This window comes from Staphylococcus sp. HMSC36A10 (genome assembly GCF_001838845.1).
GTDB lineage: Bacteria > Bacillota > Bacilli > Staphylococcales > Staphylococcaceae > Staphylococcus > Staphylococcus aureus.
Map to the genome: position 1 here is coordinate 101,626 of NZ_KV839126.1, position 19,933 is coordinate 121,558.

Consider the following 19,933-nt stretch of genomic DNA (forward strand, 5'->3'; position numbering starts at 1 on the left):
GCATTTAATTTAATCAAATAGGTAGGTTGTTAATTTTTACCTAACTACCATTCATACAAAATATAAATATGTATGATAGGGAAGGGTGAGATAATTTTTTGTACCAAAATGAAAATTTTTTTCAAAAATAAAAAACTAGCAATCTCACATGATGTGAATTGCTAGTATATATCAGTACAATTTATTTAATTAATGGATGAATGCATAGCTAGAAACTTCTGAAGCTGGAATTGTACGGTAGTTCATATTGTATGGACCATATGTGTAATTCATTTCAGAAATCAAGATACTACCATCACCATTGACACGTTCAACATAAGCAACATGACCATATGGGCCAGGTGTGCTTTGCATAATTGAACCAACTGATGGTGTGTTGTTTACTTGGTAACCATCATTAGCTGCGTTACCAGCCCAATACTTAGCGTCTGACCAATATGTGCTAATTGGACTACCAGCTTGAGCACGACGGTCAAATACGTACCATGTACATTGACCAGCAGTGTATAAATTTTGGTGATTAAAAGATGATGCATTGCCATTGCTACCTGTTGTAGCTGTTGGTGTTGTACCACCTGATCCACCATTAGGAATTTGTAATGTTTGGTTAGGCATAATTAAATAACCACGTAAGTTATTGGCTGCCATTAATTGATCAACTGAAACACCATATCTGCTAGCAATGATATTTAATGATTCACCAGCTTGTACAGTATGAGATGATGCTGAACCAGCTTGTGGAGAAGTGTTTGACGAATTTTGTGCATCACTTCCACCTACTGAGATAACTTGACCAGGGAATACCAAGTTGTTATCTAATTGGTTATTTTGTTTAATACTCTCTACTGAAGTGTTGTATTTTTGAGCAATACTCCATAATGATTCACCAGATTGTACTGTATGTTGTGTAGAAGCTTGTGCATCATGATGCGTTAAAAATGCAGCTGCACCAGATGTTGCTGTTATTGCAAATGCTAATTTTTTCAAAGGGACTCCTCCTTAAAATTAAGTTTTACTACTTTTAAAAATTATTAAGACAATTTATATAGTAAATTAAGTTTTCGTTTTATATTACGATTTCCATATTATCAAAAATAAGTAGCTTTGTGTGGTTTGTTATTATCTTGTAATATTATTAACATTTTAGGATAGCGGTTCATATTTTTATAAATGCTGATTTGATAGTGTATAAAAGCGTTTTAGTGATTTTAACTAATTATAAAAAATTATATTTTGTAACATTGTAAAATGTAAAATTACTATACTTATTAAAGGTTATTTCTTTTGATGAAGCAAAATTTACTGTAAAATTTGACGCATAAAACGACGGTAGAAGGAGGAATTATTTTGTCGCAAAATACAAATCATTCATATTATCATCAAAACCAGCATGCTCAATCAATAAGTAAAGTGTGGCTTTATTTTATGTATTATTGGATTATATTTGGCATAGGATGCTATCTAGGTCAGTTTTTACCATTAAGTTGGCGACAACCCTTGTCATTTGGATTACTGATTATTATTTTAGCAACACTTGTTTTTGAAAGAGCGAGACGGTTCGGTTTAATTATTTCACATATTTACGCTGTAGTGATCGGCTTATTGTCATACGCAACGTTTACCACGTATTTACAAAATTTAGGACCAGATATTTTCTATAAAAATATCGCATTAGCAATTTTTGCATTTATAGCATTTGGTATTATTGGTTATTTCTTCGTTGGAGATGCATCGAGTATAGGCAAATATTTATTCGTTACATTAATAACATTAATTATTGCGAGTCTAATTGGTATTTTTCTTCAAAATCCTATTTTTTACACTATTATTACCGTCGTTAGTTTGTTGTTATTTCTACTTTATACTTTGTATGATTTTAATCGTTTAAAAAGAGGTGACTATTCACCAAGAGAAATGGGATTTAATCTATTTATTAATTTGTTGAATATTATTAAGGATATACTTTATCTTGCTAATATGTTCAGAAGATAAACAGTTAAATTAATAAAGAAATTTGTATAAAGTTTTGGAATAATCAATAATGAATATCAACCTTAAACTGGAGCGATTGTCATAAGTTAGAAACTTAGACTGAGATTTTACTGATAAAGCAATAAAAATATATTACCTTAATTGTAAAGATATTATTAATCATTGAAATGATTAACTGCTATAGTTCTAAAGTAAACAAATCTTAGAAGATAAACTTTAAACAGGTGTACTTGCCTTTCTAATTACACTTTTATTAGAAAAGTAAAGTATAGCTACGTATTAATTTTAAAATCGAAACATTAATAGGAAGAAGTATAGATAATATAAACAATTTAATGTTAGTTTGAGCTCATCTCAAAAGTAGAATGTGATTTAAATAAGTGTTTATTTTTAAATTGAAAATGAATATATAACTAACAAAAGATAATAGTAATACGTTGTAGATGTGGTCATTTAAAATTATTTTGAAAATACTAAAAAGTAGTGTGTTTTCAATTGGATAGTTTAATTAAACTGACTACATCTATTTTTGTAATATTTAAATGATTGATATATAAGTTTAAAAATTAACCATTATATAGTTTTATTTATTTTTGATTTGGTATTCGTATTGTGTTAAATTTACGTTTAATTAAATAAGTTAAATATTATAGGGAATGATAAAAGTGGTACTTAAATATAGAAAGAGGTAAAGTTATGGCAAAATCATGCTTGCATATACTTACTAATAATGAATATGCGACAACGCGTTGCCAAGATGGCATAGTCTTATTTTGGCCAATTGACGGGGAAATCGAACTACAAAAATTTCGTAAAAGTAAAATAATTGAAGATGATATATATATTATTAATCATCTGGATGTATTTAGTATTAAGAATAATAAAAAAACGATCATGTTGTATTTGAGTAGCGATTGGTTTGCGGAATTAGGCTTTACTTTCTTTAATTACCACTATACAGCAAAGTTGATTAAATCATCCTATAATTTGAAATGTCTACTATTAAAATTGACATATCGATACCTTGATAATCAGCCTCTTAATGACGCTGATATTAGAAAATTACAGGATATTATTAAAATCATTGCAAAAGAAGCAAGTATGGATAAAAAGATTGCACAAAATCAATATCGATATGCTTATTATGGTGATTTGCGTGATGAGCTCGAATATATTTATCAAAATGTAAATCAACGATTGACATTAAAAAGTGTCGCTGATAAATTATTTGTCTCAAAGTCAAATTTGTCATCACAATTCCACTTACTTATGGGCATGGGTTTTAAAAAATATATTGATACTTTGAAAATTGGTAAATCGATTGAAATTCTACTTACTACTGATAGTACTATTAGCAACATAAGTGAACATTTAGGTTTTAGTAGTAGCTCCACTTACTCTAAAATGTTTAAAAGTTATATGGATATAACACCGAATGAATATCGTAATTTATCAAAATATAATAAATGTTTAATGCTAAAGCCAGAACCACTAGTAGGCAAAATGGTGCAAGAAGTAAAAGAAATCATATTGAATTATATTGAACATTATAAAAACCACCTAACTGATGTTATACATATTGATGAAGACAAATTTGAAACACCTAAATTGTTTCAAACGGTTATTCAAATAAATACTTATACAGAAATGAAATTAGTTTTCTTAGAAGGAATCTTTAAAACCTTATTGAATAAGAACAGTCAAGTTGTCTTTTTCATCATGCCATCGATTCTAAAAAGTAAAAATACCATGTCCGAAGAAGAAAAATTCACAATCATTAAAACAATAATTGAAAGTGATCTAAAGATAGCATTTAATATAAATGATATTGAAACAACTTATTTTGTTGAAGAAGCTTTTATGAGTGTTTTCAGACAAATATCTCCAAACGAATTAAGTAATCATAATAATTACGAAGTGCATTTTGTTTTTGATTTATCATTGATGGAAATTAGAACAATTTATCGAATGATATTAAAATTACATAACATCATGTTGAATGTGAAATTAGGATTGAACATTACCTGTTTATTTGAAAAACCTTCAGTTTTTAAATCACTAGTATCACAAATAAAGCGACTTAAATTCGATTCGTTAATAATAGATAATGCAAATTTAAGTAGCCCTTATTTGATGGGGGAAAGTGATGAGTTACTATTGAAAAATATTTTGCATTTTAAAAATTTAAAACAAGTAATTAATGAATTGGATATTGAACAAGAAAAGCTTATTTTTCTAAATGTTGAAAATCATAAACTGCTTAATAATAAAGAACGAGATTTAAGTAATAGTGCTCCATTAATTTATAAGACATTAAGTGCGCTGTATCACAACTTTGATGGCTTTGGATTAAACATTTTTGATAATCATCATACATTTAATGCGATGCATCTATATGATAAAAATGGATTTAAAACAACACTAGGTCTTATATTGGAAAAATTTATCGAATATGTCTCGAAACCAAAATACGAAAACAGTTATTATTCTATTTTTGATATAGAGAATTATTATTGTCTTGTTATTTATGATTGGCGAGTGATAGAGAGCGAGACAATTATGAGTAATTTTGAGGATAGTCAAGTTTATATAAATTTTAAAAACAATGTTTTAAACGATAAATATCTAATTGTAATAGAAACATTGGACGAAAATAGTGGCAACATTAATCATTTGATTTCTAAAGAATTAAGAGATAAATATGAATGGAACCCTAGTTTACTATCTAAAATTGACAACTACCTTAAACCAGCAATAGAGATTAAAGAGCATAATTTTAGTGATAATTCCTTGAATATTAACGTTACTTTTAATGCGTTATACATAATTAAAATAGGAAAAAAATAACACCTTGATATGTATTGCAAAATTTAATTTGCATTTGTTGGTAATTTTGACAACGTATTAAAAACAAATGAGAAAGACAATGGCTGAAAAATTTAAGATAATAATGACAGAAGCATTGTCTTTATATATTTGGGGGTGCAACATTTTGAATACTGAGAAATTAGAAACATTGCTTGGCTTCTATAAACAATATAAAGCATTATCTGAATATATTGATAAAAAATATAAGTTGTCGCTAAATGATTTAGCAGTCTTAGATTTAACGATGAAGCATTGCAAAGATGAAAAAGTACTTATGCAATCATTTTTAAAAACTGCAATGGATGAGCTAGATTTAAGTAGGACAAAATTATTAGTTTCTATAAGAAGACTAATTGAAAAAGAAAGACTTAGTAAAGTTAGATCATCTAAAGATGAGCGTAAAATTTATATTTATTTAAATAATGATGATATATCTAAATTTAATGCTTTATTTGAAGATGTAGAACAATTTTTAAATATTTAATTGAAATTGAGTGTCGAAAGCATAGAATTTGCTTATCGGCACATTTTTAATTTATACATATTTTAAAACTAAGTAACAGTTTGAAGAAATCGTAGTTCAATAATGTTAATTGTGAAAATGTATATAAACATAAAAAAATCATGTATAATATATGTTGTTAATTAAACAGTTCGAAAGCGAGATGACATTATGGGACGTAAATGGAATAACATTAAAGAAAAAAAGGCCCAAAAAGATAAAAACACAAGTAGAATATATGCGAAATTTGGTAAGGAGATTTATGTTGCAGCAAAATCTGGTGAACCCAATCCAGAATCTAACCAAGCTTTAAGGTTGGTGCTTGAACGCGCTAAGACATATTCAGTGCCGAATCATATTATTGAAAAAGCAATAGATAAAGCTAAGGGTGCTGGAGACGAAAACTTTGATCACCTAAGATATGAAGGATTTGGCCCAAGCGGATCAATGCTAATTGTTGATGCGTTAACAAATAATGTAAATCGTACTGCCTCTGATGTGCGAGCTGCTTTTGGTAAAAACGGCGGTAATATGGGTGTATCTGGATCAGTTGCTTATATGTTTGATCATGTGGCAACATTTGGTATTGAAGGAAAGTCTGTTGACGAAATACTTGAAACATTAATGGAACAAGATGTAGATGTAAATGATGTGATTGACGATAATGGATTGACAATAGTCTATGCTGAACCAGATCAATTTGCAGTCGTTCAAGATGCGCTTCGTGCAGCAGGTGTTGAAGAATTTAAAGTTGCTGAATTTGAAATGTTACCTCAAACAGATATTGAACTTTCTGAAGCGGACCAAGTAACATTTGAAAAATTAATCGATGCATTAGAAGATTTAGAAGATGTACAAAACGTATTCCATAATGTGGATTTGAAATAATGAAATCAGCAGAACAATGGATTGATGAATTGCAACTTGAATCACATCCTGAAGGTGGTTTCTATAGAGAGACAATTCGAGAAGTATTGAAAGATGGACGCAGAGCGCCGTTTAGTAGTATTTATTTTTTACTTACAGATGACAATATTTCGCATTTTCATCGAATTGATGCTGATGAAGTATGGTACTATCATGCTGGTGATTCTCTAACAATTCATATGATAAATCCGGATGGGGAATATACGACTGCAACATTGGGTACTGATATCCAAAATGGAGATGTATTGCAATATGTAGTGCCTAAAGGAACAATTTTTGCTTCTTCAATCGAAATATCAAATACTTTTAGTTTAGTAGGTTGTATGTGTCAACCGGCATTTGAGTTTAAGCAGTTTGAATTGTTTAAGCAATCTGAATTAATTACGCAATATCCGCATCTTAAATCAGTAATCGAAAAATATGCTTTAAAATAAAAATGATCAATGAAGTGGTTTGAAGGTTGTTAATAAACCTTTGAGTCACTTCATTTTTATATGTATTCTTGATTGAATCAGAATAGATTTGATGCTTCAGCTGTTTTTAATGAAAATAGCATTAAATGATTTTGAAAACGATAAGAGTGTGTTATTTATATTTTTGAAAAATCACTTTTATGAAGAAATGTGTGTACTATCTAATTAATATTGTCTATTTTAAGTAAATTGAAGCGAGTTGTAGTAAAATAATAATAAATATTTTCATATGATTAACAAAAACTATAAAACTGTATCATGACATGACATCATTTATGTAGTTTTATATAATAATGACAAGGAGTTGGTGACTGTGAAAGTAAAGTATATAGATAAACGTCACTGGCGTCGCCTAATTGATAGGGAATACACAGAGGTAAAAGTTAATAATAATAGGTTTAAGGGTATTATAGGCTTAGTCACGATGAAAAAGGTTCGTGATCCTTTAGAGGTGACGGTAGTTGGACAAAATATCATTGTCGCAGATGACAATTATAAATGGTTGCAAATACTACCTGAAAAGAAACGTTATAGTATAACTGTAATGTTTGATAATAAAGGCAATCCATTAGAATATTATTTTGATATAAATATCAAAAATATAACGCAAAAAGGTAATGCGCGTACAGTAGATTTATGTTTAGATGTTTTAGCATTACCAAGTGGTGAATATGAGTTGGTAGATGAAGATGATTTAATGTTTGCATTAGAAAGTGAGCAAATTACAAAAAAGCAATTTCATGAAGCATATATGATTGCACATCAAATTATGGCAGAGTTAGAAAATGATTTTAAAGGATTCCAAAAGAAAATCATGTACTGCTTTAATAAAATTAATGCAAAGGCTCAAAAAAATCATCAAAAGCCACAAAATAAAACTAATATTGAAAAAAGCAAACAAATAAAGCCTAAGCAATATAATCAAACTAAAAATCACCAACAACAAAAGAAAAACTAAGTAATTCAAGCTGCAGCCATACCAATAAAATTGGTGAAATTATTCGTTAGTAATGAACTCATGAATGCTTGTAGCCATGAAAGTTCAATAATTGAATAATTTATGGGGGGAAATTATGAAGATTGAAGACTATCGTTTACTAATAACATTAGACGAAACGAAAACGTTACGTAAAGCGGCTGAAATTTTATATATATCTCAACCTGCTGTTACACAAAGACTAAAAGCTATTGAAAATGCTTTTGGAGTAGATATTTTTATCAGAACAAAAAAACAATTGATTACAACAACTGAAGGAACAATGATTATTGAGCATGCTCGTGACATGTTGAAAAGAGAGCGATTATTTTTTGACAAAATGCAGGCACATATTGGTGAAGTGAATGGAACAATATCAATCGGGTGTTCTTCTTTGATTGGACAAACCTTACTTCCTGAAGTTTTGAGCCTATATAATGCCCAATTTCCTAATGTTGAAATACAAGTGCAAGTTGGTTCAACTGAACAAATTAAAGCAAATCATAGAGATTATCATGTTATGATAACTCGTGGAAATAAGGTAATGAATTTAGCTAACACACATTTATTTAATGATGATCATTATTTTATTTTTCCAAAAAATAGACGAGATGATGTTACAAAGTTACCATTTATAGAGTTTCAAGCTGATCCGATTTATATAAATCAAATAAAACAATGGTATAACGATAATTTAGAACAAGATTACCATGCAACTATTACAGTGGATCAAGTAGCAACTTGCAAAGAAATGTTGATTAGTGGTGTAGGTGTTACAATCTTGCCAGAAATTATGATGAAAAATATCAGCAAAGAACAATTTGAGTTTGAAAAAGTAGAAATTGATAATGAACCGCTGATTCGTTCGACATTTATGAGTTATGATCCGAGCATGTTGCAATTGCCACAAGTTGATTCTTTTGTAAATCTCATGGCGAGCTTTGTTGAACAACCAAAGGCGTAGTTTTAGACTAATTTAAGGTTTGTATTTAATTTTAAACTATTCGGTTAAATTGAACGTAGTTGGTTGCTAATGCACCAACAGCAAAAGAGCCCCTAATTAATAAATTAAAAGGGGACAAAGGAATACAGTTGGTTGCTAATGCACCAACTGCATAAGAGCCCCTAATTAATAAATTAAAAGGGGCTCTAAGAAGCGGGGTTATGGATATGTTTGCAGCGTTATTACAAATAAAGAATTATAAACTCTTTGTTGCTAATATGTTTCTACTAGGTATGGGTATTGCGGTTACGGTCCCATATCTTGTTCTTTTTGCAACTAAAGATTTAGGTATGACAACAAATCAGTATGGATTACTTCTAGCATCTGCAGCGATTAGCCAGTTTACAGTAAATTCAATTATTGCTAGATTTTCGGATACGCATCACTTTAATAGAAAAATTATTATTATTCTCGCATTATTAATGGGTGCGCTTGGTTTTTCAATATACTTTTTTGTAGATACAATCTGGTTATTCATATTACTATATGCGATTTTCCAAGGATTATTTGCACCAGCAATGCCCCAACTTTACGCATCTGCTAGAGAATCTATCAATGTTTCAAGCTCTAAAGATAGAGCTCAATTTGCCAACACAGTATTACGTTCAATGTTCTCATTGGGCTTTTTATTTGGTCCATTTATTGGTGCCCAATTAATCGGATTAAAAGGCTATGCTGGATTGTTTGGTGGAACAATAAGTATCATTTTATTTACTTTAGTACTTCAAGTGTTTTTCTATAAGGATTTAAACATTAAACACCCTATTAGTACGCAACAACATGTTGAAAAAATTGCTCCTAATATGTTTAAAGACAAAACGCTTTTATTACCATTTATTGCATTTATTTTATTACACATTGGACAATGGATGTATACGATGAATATGCCTTTATTTGTTACTGATTATTTAAAAGAAAATGAACAACATGTCGGTTATTTAGCTAGTTTATGTGCTGGTTTAGAAGTGCCATTTATGATCATTCTTGGCGTTTTATCATCTAGATTACAGACTCGAACATTGTTGATTTATGGAGCGATTTTTGGTGGTTTATTCTACTTCAGCATTGGGGTATTTAAAAACTTCTATATGATGTTAGCAGGACAGGTGTTTTTAGCTATTTTCTTAGCGGTTCTTTTAGGAATTGGTATTAGTTATTTCCAAGATATCTTACCAGATTTTCCAGGATACGCTTCAACACTATTTTCTAATGCAATGGTTATTGGACAGTTAGGCGGTAACCTATTAGGTGGTGCTATGAGTCACTGGGTAGGTTTGGAAAATGTATTTTTTGTATCAGCAGCATCAATCATGTTAGGTATGATACTTATATTCTTTACTAAAAATCAAAAAATTACAAAAGAGGATGTGATATCAACATGACAATTATTTTATGGCTACTTATCATCGCTGCCTTCATGTTAGCATTTGTTGGGTTGATTAAGCCGATTATTCCTTCTGTTTTAGTATTATGGGTTGGCTTTTTAATCTATCAATTTGGCTTTCATAATCAGCATTTATCATGGGTGTTTTATGTATCTATGGCATTGCTAACAATATTAATTTTATGTGCCGACTTTTTAGCTAATAAATATTTTGTGAATCGCTTCGGTGGTTCTAAGTTTGGAGAGTATGCAGCTTTAATTGGTGTGGTTATTGGATGTTTTGTTTTACCGCCATTTGGAATTATTATTATACCTTTTATTTTGGTATTCATAGTTGAATTAATACAAGGCTATTCATTTGAAAGAGCAGTTAAAGTAAGTATAGGTTCAATCGTAGCATTTTTAACAAGTAGTATAGCTCAAGCAATCATTATGTTTATAATGATTGTATGGTTCTTTATAGATGCTTTATTGATTAATTAATAAAAAGCTTATTGCAAAATATGTTTTTCGGTAACTGTAATTTAGTGATTTTATCATTAACAGTACCAAATTCGCATATGATGTAATAAGCTTTTTGTTTATAAAAATGTATGAGAATGTTTTTTCGAAATATTTCTTTCAATGCGTAATCCAATAGGCATAACTATAAATGAAAATATAATAAATACCCAATTGCTTACCTGAATATATGGTCCAAAGGCAAGTAATGATTGTGGAATAAAGAATACATAGAAAAATCCTACAATTAGTAGAATGATTGCTAAATAGGTGAATATCCATATCCAATTTGAATTGTTAAAACACTGCAGTTGTATTGTTTTAAAACTAAACCATATAAATAAAAAGACAATAAAGAATCCAACGACTACTGAAAACGGGAATGAAACAAAATATAAATTACTTCCATTTTTTTCCATGAAAAATCCTAAAAATCCTTTGAGAAAACTAACAATCCCAATTAATAGAACGATGTGTTGATAGATATATTTAAAAATATTTTTAAATGTTTCATTAGGCATCGCTTTTAGTTCTTTTATTGCATGTGCTTTTGGGTCGTGATTGAAAAAATCTAAGGCTAATAAACCATGTTGTTCTGCGCTTAATAATTGTTTGAGTATACGGTTAATAATTAACTCTGTATCATGAGGGTTGACGCGAAAGTCAGAGCGCATATAAGTCATATAATTCTCGAAGATTTCTCTATCAGTATTGCTTAATCTTAATGATTTAACATTATTTTCTTTTGTTAATTGCGCAGTACTTTTCATTGTTACTTAAGCGCTCCTTTAAAAATGTTTAATTCCAAATTAAAATGGAAATGATTTTATAGTATTAATAAGGTCAATCATATCATATTAAACGCATAAATATAACGATTAATATTGGAGAGGAAAATGAGGACACTTAATAAAGATGAACATAATTATATCAAGCAAATAGCTAATATACATGAGACATTATTGTCGCAAGTAGAATCCAACTATAAATGTACTAAACTGAGTATTGCTCTTAGGTACGAGATGATATGTTCAAGATTAGAACATACAAATGATAAAATTTATATATATGAAAATGAAGGTCAATTAATAGCGTTTATTTGGGGACATTTTAGTAATGAAAAAAGTATGGTTAACATTGAACTGCTATATGTTGAACCACAATTTCGCAAACTGGGAATAGCTACGCAACTGAAGATTGCGCTTGAAAAATGGGCAAAAACTATGAATGCAAAGCGAATAAGCAATACAATTCATAAAAATAATTTGCCAATGATATCTTTGAATAAAGATTTAGGTTATCAAGTGAGTCATGTGAAAATGTATAAAGATATTGATTAGAATTAGGATTATGTTGCTAATTCATGTTAAAATTAAAAAAGATTTAATGACGTTAAGGAGTTTTATATGAAGAAATTAATCATCAGTATTATGGCGGTCATGCTATTTTTAACAGGTTGTGGTAAAAGTCAAGAGAAAGCCACTCTGGAAAAGGATATCGATAATTTACAAAAAGAAAATAAAGAATTAAAAGACAAAAAAGAAAAGCTTCAACAAGAAAAAGAAAAATTAGCAGATAAGCAAAAAGACCTTGAAAAAGAAGTGAAAGATTTAAAACCTTCAAAAGAAGATAACAAGGATGATAAAAAAGACGAAGACAAAAATAAAGACAAAGATAAAGATAAAGAGGCATCACAAGATAAGCAATCAAAAGATCAAACTAAGTCATCGGATAAAGATAATCACAAAAAGCCTACATCAGCAGATAAAGATCAAAAAGCTAATGACAAACACCAATCATAATCGAATTGCTTACTTGTTATAGATGAAAGGTACAGCGTTTTAAACCTTATTTTAAGGGTATGTATTAATTAAAATGTGGTCATGATTGAAACAGAACGTAAAAATAGACAACGTAATTAATAAAGGAGAGAAACGGCATGCATGAACAAGATTTTAGAATTTTAGAGGGTCAAGATATTACTTTGCCAGAATTAGGTAGAGAATTAGAAAATATTACAGGACATACGATTGCTGATTCTACTGGCGAAATTAAGCGTGTAATTGCACATTTACCAAACTTTGAGTCCGATACAGATACTTTTGTTGCTACATATCGTTTAAACCATCAACAAGATTTTATAGATGCAACTTTTACTGCGCTGAAATCAGATAGAGCACGTTTAAAAGAAGTGCCAGTTCATGTTGAACTTATAAGTTATATTTCTAAATCAAAATAAACTGCTATCTAAAACGCAAAGTTGATCAAAATATCGATTTTGTGTTTTTTATTGAGAAATTATATAGGAGTGTCAATCGATGATTTATTGTGAAACAGAGCGTTTAATATTAAGAGACTGGCATGAAGATGATCTGTTACCTTTTCAAAAAATGAATGCGAATTATGACGTACGTAAATATTTTCCAAGTTTATTGAGTTATCGTCGTTCAGAATTAGATATGAGAACTATGGATGCGGTTATTAAAGATTATGGCATTGGATTATTTGCTGTAGAAGATAAAGAGTCCCATCAATGGATAGGCTTTATAGGTTTGAATTATATTCCAGAAACAAGCGATTATCCATTTAAAGAATTACCGCTTTATGAAATAGGTTGGCGCTTGTTGCCAGAATTTTGGGGAAAAGGATTAGCAACTGAAGGCGCAAAGGCAACATTGAAGTTAGCAGAAGAACATCAAATATACGATGTCTATAGTTTTACAGCAGAAGCAAATAAAGCTTCACAACGTGTAATGGAAAAAATTGGCATGATAGTGTATGATCATTTCGAATTACCCAATCTAAGTAAGTATCATTTATTAAAAAGGCAAGTGCGCTATTACATTAATCTTCGAAAGTGAAAAATTTATACATAAGCGTAACAAACACCCCTAACATTGTTTAGCTGATGATAACAATATTAGGGGTGTTTGTTTATTTTTTAACCTTAGAATGATTAATCGTATGAACGAGTACCCAGAGGTTTGAAATTTAATATTGATTCAATTAATGATTCCTTAGTGTCGCATAACGGTGCAAGAGCACGATACTTAGGATCAATAAAACCTTCCTCAATCATATGGTCAATCATTGTTTGTAGTGGATTGAAAAAGCCATTAATATTATAAATGGCAATAGGCTTTTCATGGATACCTATTTGAGCCCAACTATACATTTCGAAAAATTCTTCTAGTGAACCTGCGCCACCAGGAGCCATGACAAATGCATCTGCAAGTTCTGCCATTTTATTTTTACGTTCATGCATAGAATCAACTAAAATTAATTCAGTTAAACGTTGGCTTGTGATTTCATGTTCATCTAACATTTTAGGCATGACGCCAATAGCTTTGCCGCCATGATCTAATACACCATCTTGAATGGCACCCATAATGCCAATTGACCCTGCACCAAATACTAATTCATAACCTTGTTCAGCAAAATATTTACCTAAATCGTATGCTTTTTGTACATATGAAGGGTCATGACCTTTGCTTGCACCACAATAAACTGCGATTCGTTTCATGTTAATCCAGCTCCTTAATTCGATGAATGACTTTTAATAGTGATTGTTCAAACACTTTTTGATCTTGCTTTGTAAAAGGTGGGGGACCTTTGTGGCGACCACCTTGTTTTCTAATTTGTGCATTCATATATCGTTTATCTAATAGTTGTTGAATATTTTTGGAATTGTATATCTTCCCATTATGATGCATGACAATTAAGACTTTGTCGACTAATAAACTTGCGAGTCCATAATCTTGAGTGACTACGATATCATCCTTCGTTGATAATTGAACAATTTTGTAATCAACTGCATCTGGTCCATCATCAACATATAATGTTGATACATGTGGAGGATATAATTGGTTCGAAAAATGGCTGAAGCTCCGAATAATTGTCACAAAAATGCCTGTCTCAGTTGTTAAATCTATAATAGAATCAACAACAGGACAAGCATCTCCATCAATAATAATATGTGTCACAATTATGCCTCTGTATTGTTTTCTTTATTTTGTTGAGAGGCGCTTTTGGCAACATAATCTTTATATTTTTTAAATGACTTGATGCGTGCTTTATCAGCTTCTTGTTGGCGTTTTTGTTCTTCTTTGTGTCGTTTTTCAATATTTTTTTGTAACTTTTTATTCATTTTAGCGATTTCTTTGCGATTTTTTTCAGCTAGTTTATCGCCTTTTTTCTCAGTTTTCTCATCTAATTTATTAGGTGTTAAGCCTGCTTTTTCTTCGTATTTTTGTGATTTTTTCATATCTTTAATACGTTGTATTTCATTCTTTTCGCGGGCTTTTTGCTCTTCTTTATGACGCTTTTCGATATTTTTTTGAAGTATTTTATTCATTTTATCAGCGTCTTTACGATTTTGTTTAGCTAATTTTTCGCCTTTTTTCTCAATATAGGCAGGATCATGTTCTCTAGCAAACTTTTTAAGTTCACGTTTATTTTCAAAATCTTGTTTTTTATCGCCGACATATTCTTTAACATCACTCGCTGTGTTACTGATTGCTGCAGATGTTTTTGAAGCAACTTTACTTGTAGCATCTGTAACTTTTTGTACGTCCGGATGTTGTTTGATACGTTTACGTTCAACAATTAACGGTACCAATACAATTGGTAATACATTAATCATAAATTTGATGACTTTTTTCTTATCCATAGATCTTGCCTCCATAATTACTTTATTAATTTTACATACCCTATGATACATCAATATAAACGATGATAGTAGTGAATCACTATTAAGTATTTCAGATGTTTTTTAAAAGAAGACAATAAAAACTGCCAATCAAGTGATTCCTTAATTGACAGTCTATATTTTAAAAGGAAATTAAATACCTTTACCAATGCCAAATCCGAAGTAAAGTATAGCAATAAAGATTACTAATACAATTCTGTAAATGGCAAATGGAATTAGTTTGATTTTGTTAATTAGATGCAAGAATGTTTTGATTGCAATTAGTCCAACAGTAAATGCAGCTAAAAAGCCTAAAATATAAAAAGGTATATCAGCAATCTGAATATCTTGATAATGTTTTAATAAAGATAAACCACTAGCTGCTAACATAATTGGAACAGCCATAATAAATGTAAAGTCCGATGCTGCTTTATGATTTAATTTCATTAATACCCCAGTTGAAATTGTTGAGCCTGAACGGCTGAAACCAGGCCACATAGCTACTGCTTGAGAAATACCAATTACAAATGCTTGGAAATAACTGATTTGATCTACTGTTTGTGGGTTTTTAACTTTAGCTGAGTATTTATCAGCAATAATCATATAGATAGCACCTACGAATAAGCCAATCATAACAGTTGGCACACTAAATAAATGTTCTTCGATGAAATCATCAAATAGTAAGCCTAAAATACCTGCTGGCACCATACCCACTAATACATGTAATAAATTTAAACGTCTTGGCTTTGAACGTCTTTGTTGATCGTTATCTCCTTCAACATGTTTGTGTTTACCAATATGTAAAATCTCTAAGAAGCGTTCGCGGAACACCCATGCTGCTGCAAAGACGGATCCTAATTGGATGACGATTTTAAATGTAAATGCTGACTGAGAACCTAAAAATTCAGATGATTTTAACCACATATCATCAACTAGGATCATATGTCCAGTAGAGGAAACAGGTGCAAATTCTGTTAATCCTTCGACGACCCCTAAGATAATACCTTTTATTAATTCAATGATAAACATAATGTACCCACTTTCATTACTCAATTTAATTTATTTAAATATCAAAATTACCATATCATGATAGCATATTCATTTAAAGACATGCTAGTTATAGTTATAATACTAGACTAAAGATGTATATATTCATTTTCTTTTACATGTAAAACTACAATATTTTATTGAGCTATTTAATTTGATTTTAAGGAAAACCTTTTATAATAGGTTTAGGTGATATAATTGTGAAAAAATTAACAACAATACTGTTTCAATATAAAATTTTTCCGGTACTCATGTTCTTGGTCAGTACTGGTCTCGGCATAATCGTTATAACGCAAAATATTTTAATAGCAGATTTTTTAGCTAAAATTATAAGACATCAATTTCAAGGTTTATGGATTGTATTATTTATTTTATTAGGTGTTTTACTTTTAAGAGCAACTGTGCAATTTCTAAATCAATGGTTAGGTGATACATTAGCATTTAAAGTTAAGCATATGCTTAGACAGCGGGTTATTTATAAAAATAATGGTCATCCAATCGGTGAACAAATGACTATACTCACAGAAAACATTGATGGTCTAGCACCTTTTTATAAGAGTTATTTGCCTCAAGTGTTCAAATCAATGATGGTTCCGCTCATCATAATCATTGCAATGTTTTTCATCCATTTCAATACCGCATTAATTATGTTAATAACTGCACCATTTATTCCTTTGTTTTATATTATTTTCGGTTTGAAAACGCGAGATGAGTCAAAAGATCAAATGACTTATTTGAATCAATTTAGTCAACGGTTTTTAAATATTGCTAAAGGTTTAGTGACGTTAAAGCTATTTAATCGTACAGAGCAAACAGAGAAGCATATTTACGACGATAGTACTCAGTTTAGAACTTTAACAATGCGCATTTTACGCAGTGCTTTTTTATCGGGATTAATGCTCGAATTTATAAGTATGTTAGGTATTGGATTGGTTGCATTGGAAGCAACGCTAAGCTTAGTAGTATTTCATAATATTGATTTTAAAACTGCGGCAATTGCGATTATTTTAGCGCCTGAATTTTATAATGCAATTAAGGACTTAGGGCAAGCGTTCCATACTGGAAAACAAAGTGAAGGTGCCAGTGACGTTGTGTTTGAGTTTTTAGAACAACCGAACTATAATAATGAATTTCTATTAAAGTATGAGGAAAACCAAAAGCCATTTATTCAGTTAACAGACATATCATTTCGATATGATGATTCTGATAGATTGGTATTAAATGATTTAAATTTGGAAATATTTAAAGGTGATCAAATTGCACTTGTAGGTCCAAGCGGGGCAGGTAAATCCACTTTGACACATCTTATTGCAGGTGTTTATCAGCCAACAATAGGTACTATAAGTACAAACCAGCGTGATTTAAATATAGGAATACTTAGTCAACAGCCATATATTTTCAGTGCTTCTATAAAAGAGAATATTACGATGTTTAAAGATATAGAAAATAATACTATTGAAGAAGTGCTAGACGAAGTAGGTTTATTAGACAAAGTGCAATCTTTCACAAAAGGCATTAACACAATAATAGGTGAAGGAGGCGAAATGTTATCTGGTGGACAGATGAGACGCATAGAACTTTGCCGTCTTTTAGTTATGAAGCCAGATCTCGTTATATTTGATGAGCCTGCAACTGGTTTAGATATTCAAACAGAACACATGATTCAGAACGTTCTGTTTCAACATTTTAAAGATACAACGATGATTGTCATTGCACATAGAGATAATACAATTCGCCATTTACAACGACGCTTGTATATAGAAAATGGAAGACTGATTGCTGATGATCGCAATATTTCAGTAAATATAACAGAAAATGGTGATGACTTATGAAAACACGACTAAAATTTCAAGTAGATAAGGATTTATTGTTAGCTATAGTTGTTGGTGTTTGTGGAAGTTTAGTTGCGCTCGCCATGTTTTTCTTAAGTGGTTATATGGTGACACAAAGTGCACTTGGTGCGCCACTATACGCTCTGATGATTTTAGTCGTTACAGTAAAATTGTTTGGGTTTTTAAGAGCTATTACTCGATACGTAGAGCGCCTTATTTCTCATAAAGCTACATTTACAATGCTACGTGATATTCGGGTACAGTTTTTCGGTAAATTAGTAAATGTCATTCCTAATGTTTACCGTAAACTGAGTTCTAGTGATTTAATTTCACGTATGATTAGTCGTGTTGAGGCATTACAAAATATATATTTACGTGTTTATTATCCACCAGTCGTTATCGGTTTGACAGCGCTAGTTACAGTAATAGTTTTGGCGTTCATTTCAATCAGCCATGCGCTATTGATTATGGTTAGCATGTTGTATACTTTACTCGTTGTTCCTTGGTTAAGCTCAAAAAAAGCACGTACTTTAAAGAAACATGCAGCTAATGAACAGGCCCGATTTTTAAATCATTTTTATGATTATAAAGCTGGTATGGATGAACTACGTCGATTTAATCAAATTAATCATTATCGAGATAATTTGATGGCTAAATTAAATCATTTTGATAAATTACAACTTAAAGAGCAACGCTTTTTAACGATTTATGATTTTATATTAAATATTATTGCTATGCTTTCGATTTTTGGTAGTTTAGTTCTAGGATTAATTCAAATTAATGCAGGCCAACTAAATATTATTTATATGACGAGTATAGTTTTAATGGTCTTAACTTTATTTGAACAAGCTGTACCAATGACAAATGTCGCGTATTATAAAGCGGATACTGACCAAGCATTGCATGATATTAATGAAGTGATATCTGTACCTTCTACTAATGGAAAAAACCGTCTTAATGATAAGTATGATGCAACGAACATTTATGAAGTTAAGGACGCTAGTTTTAAGTATTGGAACCAGCAAACGTATGTGTTGTCGGATATTAATTTTAATGTTAATAGAGGCGAAAAGATTGCGATTGTGGGGCCTTCTGGTTCAGGAAAAAGTACATTACTACAAATTATGGCTGGGTTATATCAATTAGATAGTGGCTCTATTCGTTTCGAAAATATGGATATGTTTGAAATAGATGACAAAGATAAGTTTAAATCGTTAAATGTCTTGCTACAATCTCAACAATTATTTGACGGTACAATACGTCAAAATTTATTTACCGATGAAAAAGATGAAGCGGTGCAAGCAATATTTAAGCAATTAGACTTAGAACATTTGGCACTAGAACGTCAAATTGACTTAGATGGTCATACATTATCTGGCGGAGAAATTCAGCGTTTAGCGATTGCAAGGATGTTATTAAAAGATACTGCATCAACATGGATTTTAGATGAACCAACAACTGCATTAGATAAACAAAATAGTTTAAAAGTTATGGATTTAATTGAAGCACATGCAGAAACATTAATTGTTGCTACACACGATTTAACTTTATTGTCACGTTTTGAGACCATCATTGTGATGATAAATGGTAAAATAGTTGAAAAGGGAAACTATCAACAATTACTCGCTAATCAAGGTGCTTTATGGAATATGATTCAATATAATGCATAAAAAAACTGCTTGATAGGCTAAGAAACCTTTCAAGCAGTTTTTTAACTAACAAGCTTACGCGTGCTAATTGT

At 30.4% G+C, this 19,933-nt stretch carries 22 protein-coding genes; 16 read left to right on the forward strand and 6 right to left on the reverse strand.

The annotated features are described in order from the left end of the window. Positions 1 to 189: 189 nt before the first annotated feature. Positions 190 to 987 carry a LysM peptidoglycan-binding domain-containing protein gene (locus tag HMPREF3247_RS11080; RefSeq protein ID WP_000731641.1) on the reverse strand — a complete coding sequence of 266 codons (798 nt, stop codon included), beginning with the start codon at positions 985 to 987 and terminating at the stop codon, positions 190 to 192. A 360-nt stretch (positions 988 to 1,347) separates the two neighbouring features. Between HMPREF3247_RS11080 and HMPREF3247_RS11085 the strand changes: the two genes are divergently transcribed. The 10 genes from HMPREF3247_RS11085 (at position 1,348) to HMPREF3247_RS11135 (ending at position 10,608) form a co-directional block, all read left to right on the forward strand. Beyond that, a complete protein-coding gene (locus tag HMPREF3247_RS11085; protein ID WP_000081602.1) occupies positions 1,348 to 1,992 on the forward strand; it encodes a Bax inhibitor-1/YccA family protein in 645 nt (214 codons plus the stop codon). Positions 1,993 to 2,688: 696 nt separating this feature from the next. Continuing rightward, positions 2,689 to 4,839 (forward strand): helix-turn-helix transcriptional regulator, encoded by a 2,151-nt coding sequence (locus tag HMPREF3247_RS11090; protein ID WP_001129749.1) that lies wholly within the window; start codon positions 2,689 to 2,691, stop codon positions 4,837 to 4,839. A gap of 145 nt (positions 4,840 to 4,984) precedes the next feature. Next, a complete protein-coding gene (sarX, locus tag HMPREF3247_RS11095; protein WP_001090985.1) occupies positions 4,985 to 5,344 on the forward strand; it encodes an HTH-type transcriptional regulator SarX in 360 nt (119 codons plus the stop codon). 189 nt (positions 5,345 to 5,533) lie between these two features. Beyond that, positions 5,534 to 6,250 (forward strand): YebC/PmpR family DNA-binding transcriptional regulator, encoded by a 717-nt coding sequence (locus tag HMPREF3247_RS11100; protein ID WP_000532966.1) that lies wholly within the window; start codon positions 5,534 to 5,536, stop codon positions 6,248 to 6,250. Then, positions 6,250 to 6,723 carry a cupin domain-containing protein gene (locus HMPREF3247_RS11105; RefSeq protein WP_000833483.1) on the forward strand — a complete coding sequence of 158 codons (474 nt, stop codon included), beginning with the start codon at positions 6,250 to 6,252 and terminating at the stop codon, positions 6,721 to 6,723. Before HMPREF3247_RS11100 ends, HMPREF3247_RS11105 begins: the two co-directional genes overlap by 1 nt. Positions 6,724 to 6,814: 91 nt before the next feature. Beyond that, the gene (locus tag HMPREF3247_RS11110; RefSeq protein ID WP_001789973.1) at positions 6,815 to 6,931 is read left to right on the forward strand and encodes a hypothetical protein; all 117 of its coding nucleotides are present in this window, start codon (positions 6,815 to 6,817) and stop codon (positions 6,929 to 6,931) included. A gap of 144 nt (positions 6,932 to 7,075) precedes the next feature. Continuing rightward, positions 7,076 to 7,720: a ribonuclease FAU-1 family protein gene (locus HMPREF3247_RS11115; RefSeq protein ID WP_000865624.1), complete on the forward strand. Its 645-nt coding sequence runs from the start codon at positions 7,076 to 7,078 to the stop codon at positions 7,718 to 7,720. Between the two features lie 115 nt (positions 7,721 to 7,835). Continuing rightward, positions 7,836 to 8,702, forward strand: coding sequence for a LysR family transcriptional regulator (locus HMPREF3247_RS11120; protein ID WP_000687412.1), 867 nt, complete (start codon positions 7,836 to 7,838; stop codon positions 8,700 to 8,702). Positions 8,703 to 8,902: 200 nt separating this feature from the next. Then, positions 8,903 to 10,123 (forward strand): sugar efflux transporter, encoded by a 1,221-nt coding sequence (locus HMPREF3247_RS11130; protein ID WP_000367064.1) that lies wholly within the window; start codon positions 8,903 to 8,905, stop codon positions 10,121 to 10,123. Continuing rightward, the gene (locus HMPREF3247_RS11135; RefSeq protein WP_000152582.1) at positions 10,120 to 10,608 is read left to right on the forward strand and encodes a DUF456 domain-containing protein; all 489 of its coding nucleotides are present in this window, start codon (positions 10,120 to 10,122) and stop codon (positions 10,606 to 10,608) included. The genes HMPREF3247_RS11130 and HMPREF3247_RS11135 overlap by 4 nt, the downstream gene beginning before the upstream one ends. A 98-nt stretch (positions 10,609 to 10,706) precedes the next feature. On the opposite strand, the gene HMPREF3247_RS11140 is transcribed toward HMPREF3247_RS11135, so the two are convergent. Continuing rightward, positions 10,707 to 11,396: a DUF1129 domain-containing protein gene (locus HMPREF3247_RS11140; protein WP_000842860.1), complete on the reverse strand. Its 690-nt coding sequence runs from the start codon at positions 11,394 to 11,396 to the stop codon at positions 10,707 to 10,709. Positions 11,397 to 11,522: 126 nt separating this feature from the next. Between HMPREF3247_RS11140 and HMPREF3247_RS11145 the strand changes: the two genes are divergently transcribed. From HMPREF3247_RS11145 to HMPREF3247_RS11160, 4 genes are all read left to right on the forward strand, one after another. Then, positions 11,523 to 11,966, forward strand: coding sequence for a GNAT family N-acetyltransferase (locus tag HMPREF3247_RS11145; RefSeq protein ID WP_001259678.1), 444 nt, complete (start codon positions 11,523 to 11,525; stop codon positions 11,964 to 11,966). A 66-nt stretch (positions 11,967 to 12,032) separates the two neighbouring features. After that, complete coding sequence (locus HMPREF3247_RS11150) at positions 12,033 to 12,428, forward strand: SA0632 family lipoprotein (RefSeq protein ID WP_000733431.1); 396 nt, start codon at positions 12,033 to 12,035, stop codon at positions 12,426 to 12,428. Between the two features lie 137 nt (positions 12,429 to 12,565). After that, entirely contained in the window at positions 12,566 to 12,865 is a 300-nt protein-coding gene (locus tag HMPREF3247_RS11155) for a hypothetical protein (RefSeq protein WP_000545115.1), read from the forward strand. A 79-nt stretch (positions 12,866 to 12,944) separates the two neighbouring features. Next, positions 12,945 to 13,487 carry a GNAT family N-acetyltransferase gene (locus HMPREF3247_RS11160; RefSeq protein WP_000638612.1) on the forward strand — a complete coding sequence of 181 codons (543 nt, stop codon included), beginning with the start codon at positions 12,945 to 12,947 and terminating at the stop codon, positions 13,485 to 13,487. A 95-nt stretch (positions 13,488 to 13,582) separates the two neighbouring features. On the opposite strand, the gene HMPREF3247_RS11165 is transcribed toward HMPREF3247_RS11160, so the two are convergent. From HMPREF3247_RS11165 to HMPREF3247_RS11180, 4 genes are all read right to left on the reverse strand, one after another. Further along, on the reverse strand, positions 13,583 to 14,149 hold the full coding sequence (locus HMPREF3247_RS11165; protein ID WP_000820892.1) for an LOG family protein: 567 nt from the start codon (positions 14,147 to 14,149) through the stop codon (positions 13,583 to 13,585). Between the two features lies 1 nt (position 14,150). Further along, the gene (locus HMPREF3247_RS11170; protein WP_000148828.1) at positions 14,151 to 14,609 is read right to left on the reverse strand and encodes a YaiI/YqxD family protein; all 459 of its coding nucleotides are present in this window, start codon (positions 14,607 to 14,609) and stop codon (positions 14,151 to 14,153) included. 2 nt (positions 14,610 to 14,611) lie between these two features. Beyond that, the gene (locus HMPREF3247_RS11175) at positions 14,612 to 15,295 is read right to left on the reverse strand and encodes a hypothetical protein (protein WP_000358498.1); all 684 of its coding nucleotides are present in this window, start codon (positions 15,293 to 15,295) and stop codon (positions 14,612 to 14,614) included. Positions 15,296 to 15,466: 171 nt separating this feature from the next. Beyond that, on the reverse strand, positions 15,467 to 16,342 hold the full coding sequence (locus HMPREF3247_RS11180) for an undecaprenyl-diphosphate phosphatase (protein ID WP_000469890.1): 876 nt from the start codon (positions 16,340 to 16,342) through the stop codon (positions 15,467 to 15,469). A 218-nt stretch (positions 16,343 to 16,560) separates the two neighbouring features. Between HMPREF3247_RS11180 and HMPREF3247_RS11185 the strand changes: the two genes are divergently transcribed. Next, positions 16,561 to 18,192 carry an ABC transporter ATP-binding protein/permease gene (locus HMPREF3247_RS11185; protein WP_000737143.1) on the forward strand — a complete coding sequence of 544 codons (1,632 nt, stop codon included), beginning with the start codon at positions 16,561 to 16,563 and terminating at the stop codon, positions 18,190 to 18,192. Further along, entirely contained in the window at positions 18,189 to 19,862 is a 1,674-nt protein-coding gene (locus HMPREF3247_RS11190) for an amino acid ABC transporter ATP-binding/permease protein (protein ID WP_070866243.1), read from the forward strand. Before HMPREF3247_RS11185 ends, HMPREF3247_RS11190 begins: the two co-directional genes overlap by 4 nt. The last annotated feature ends 71 nt before the right edge of the window (positions 19,863 to 19,933 follow it).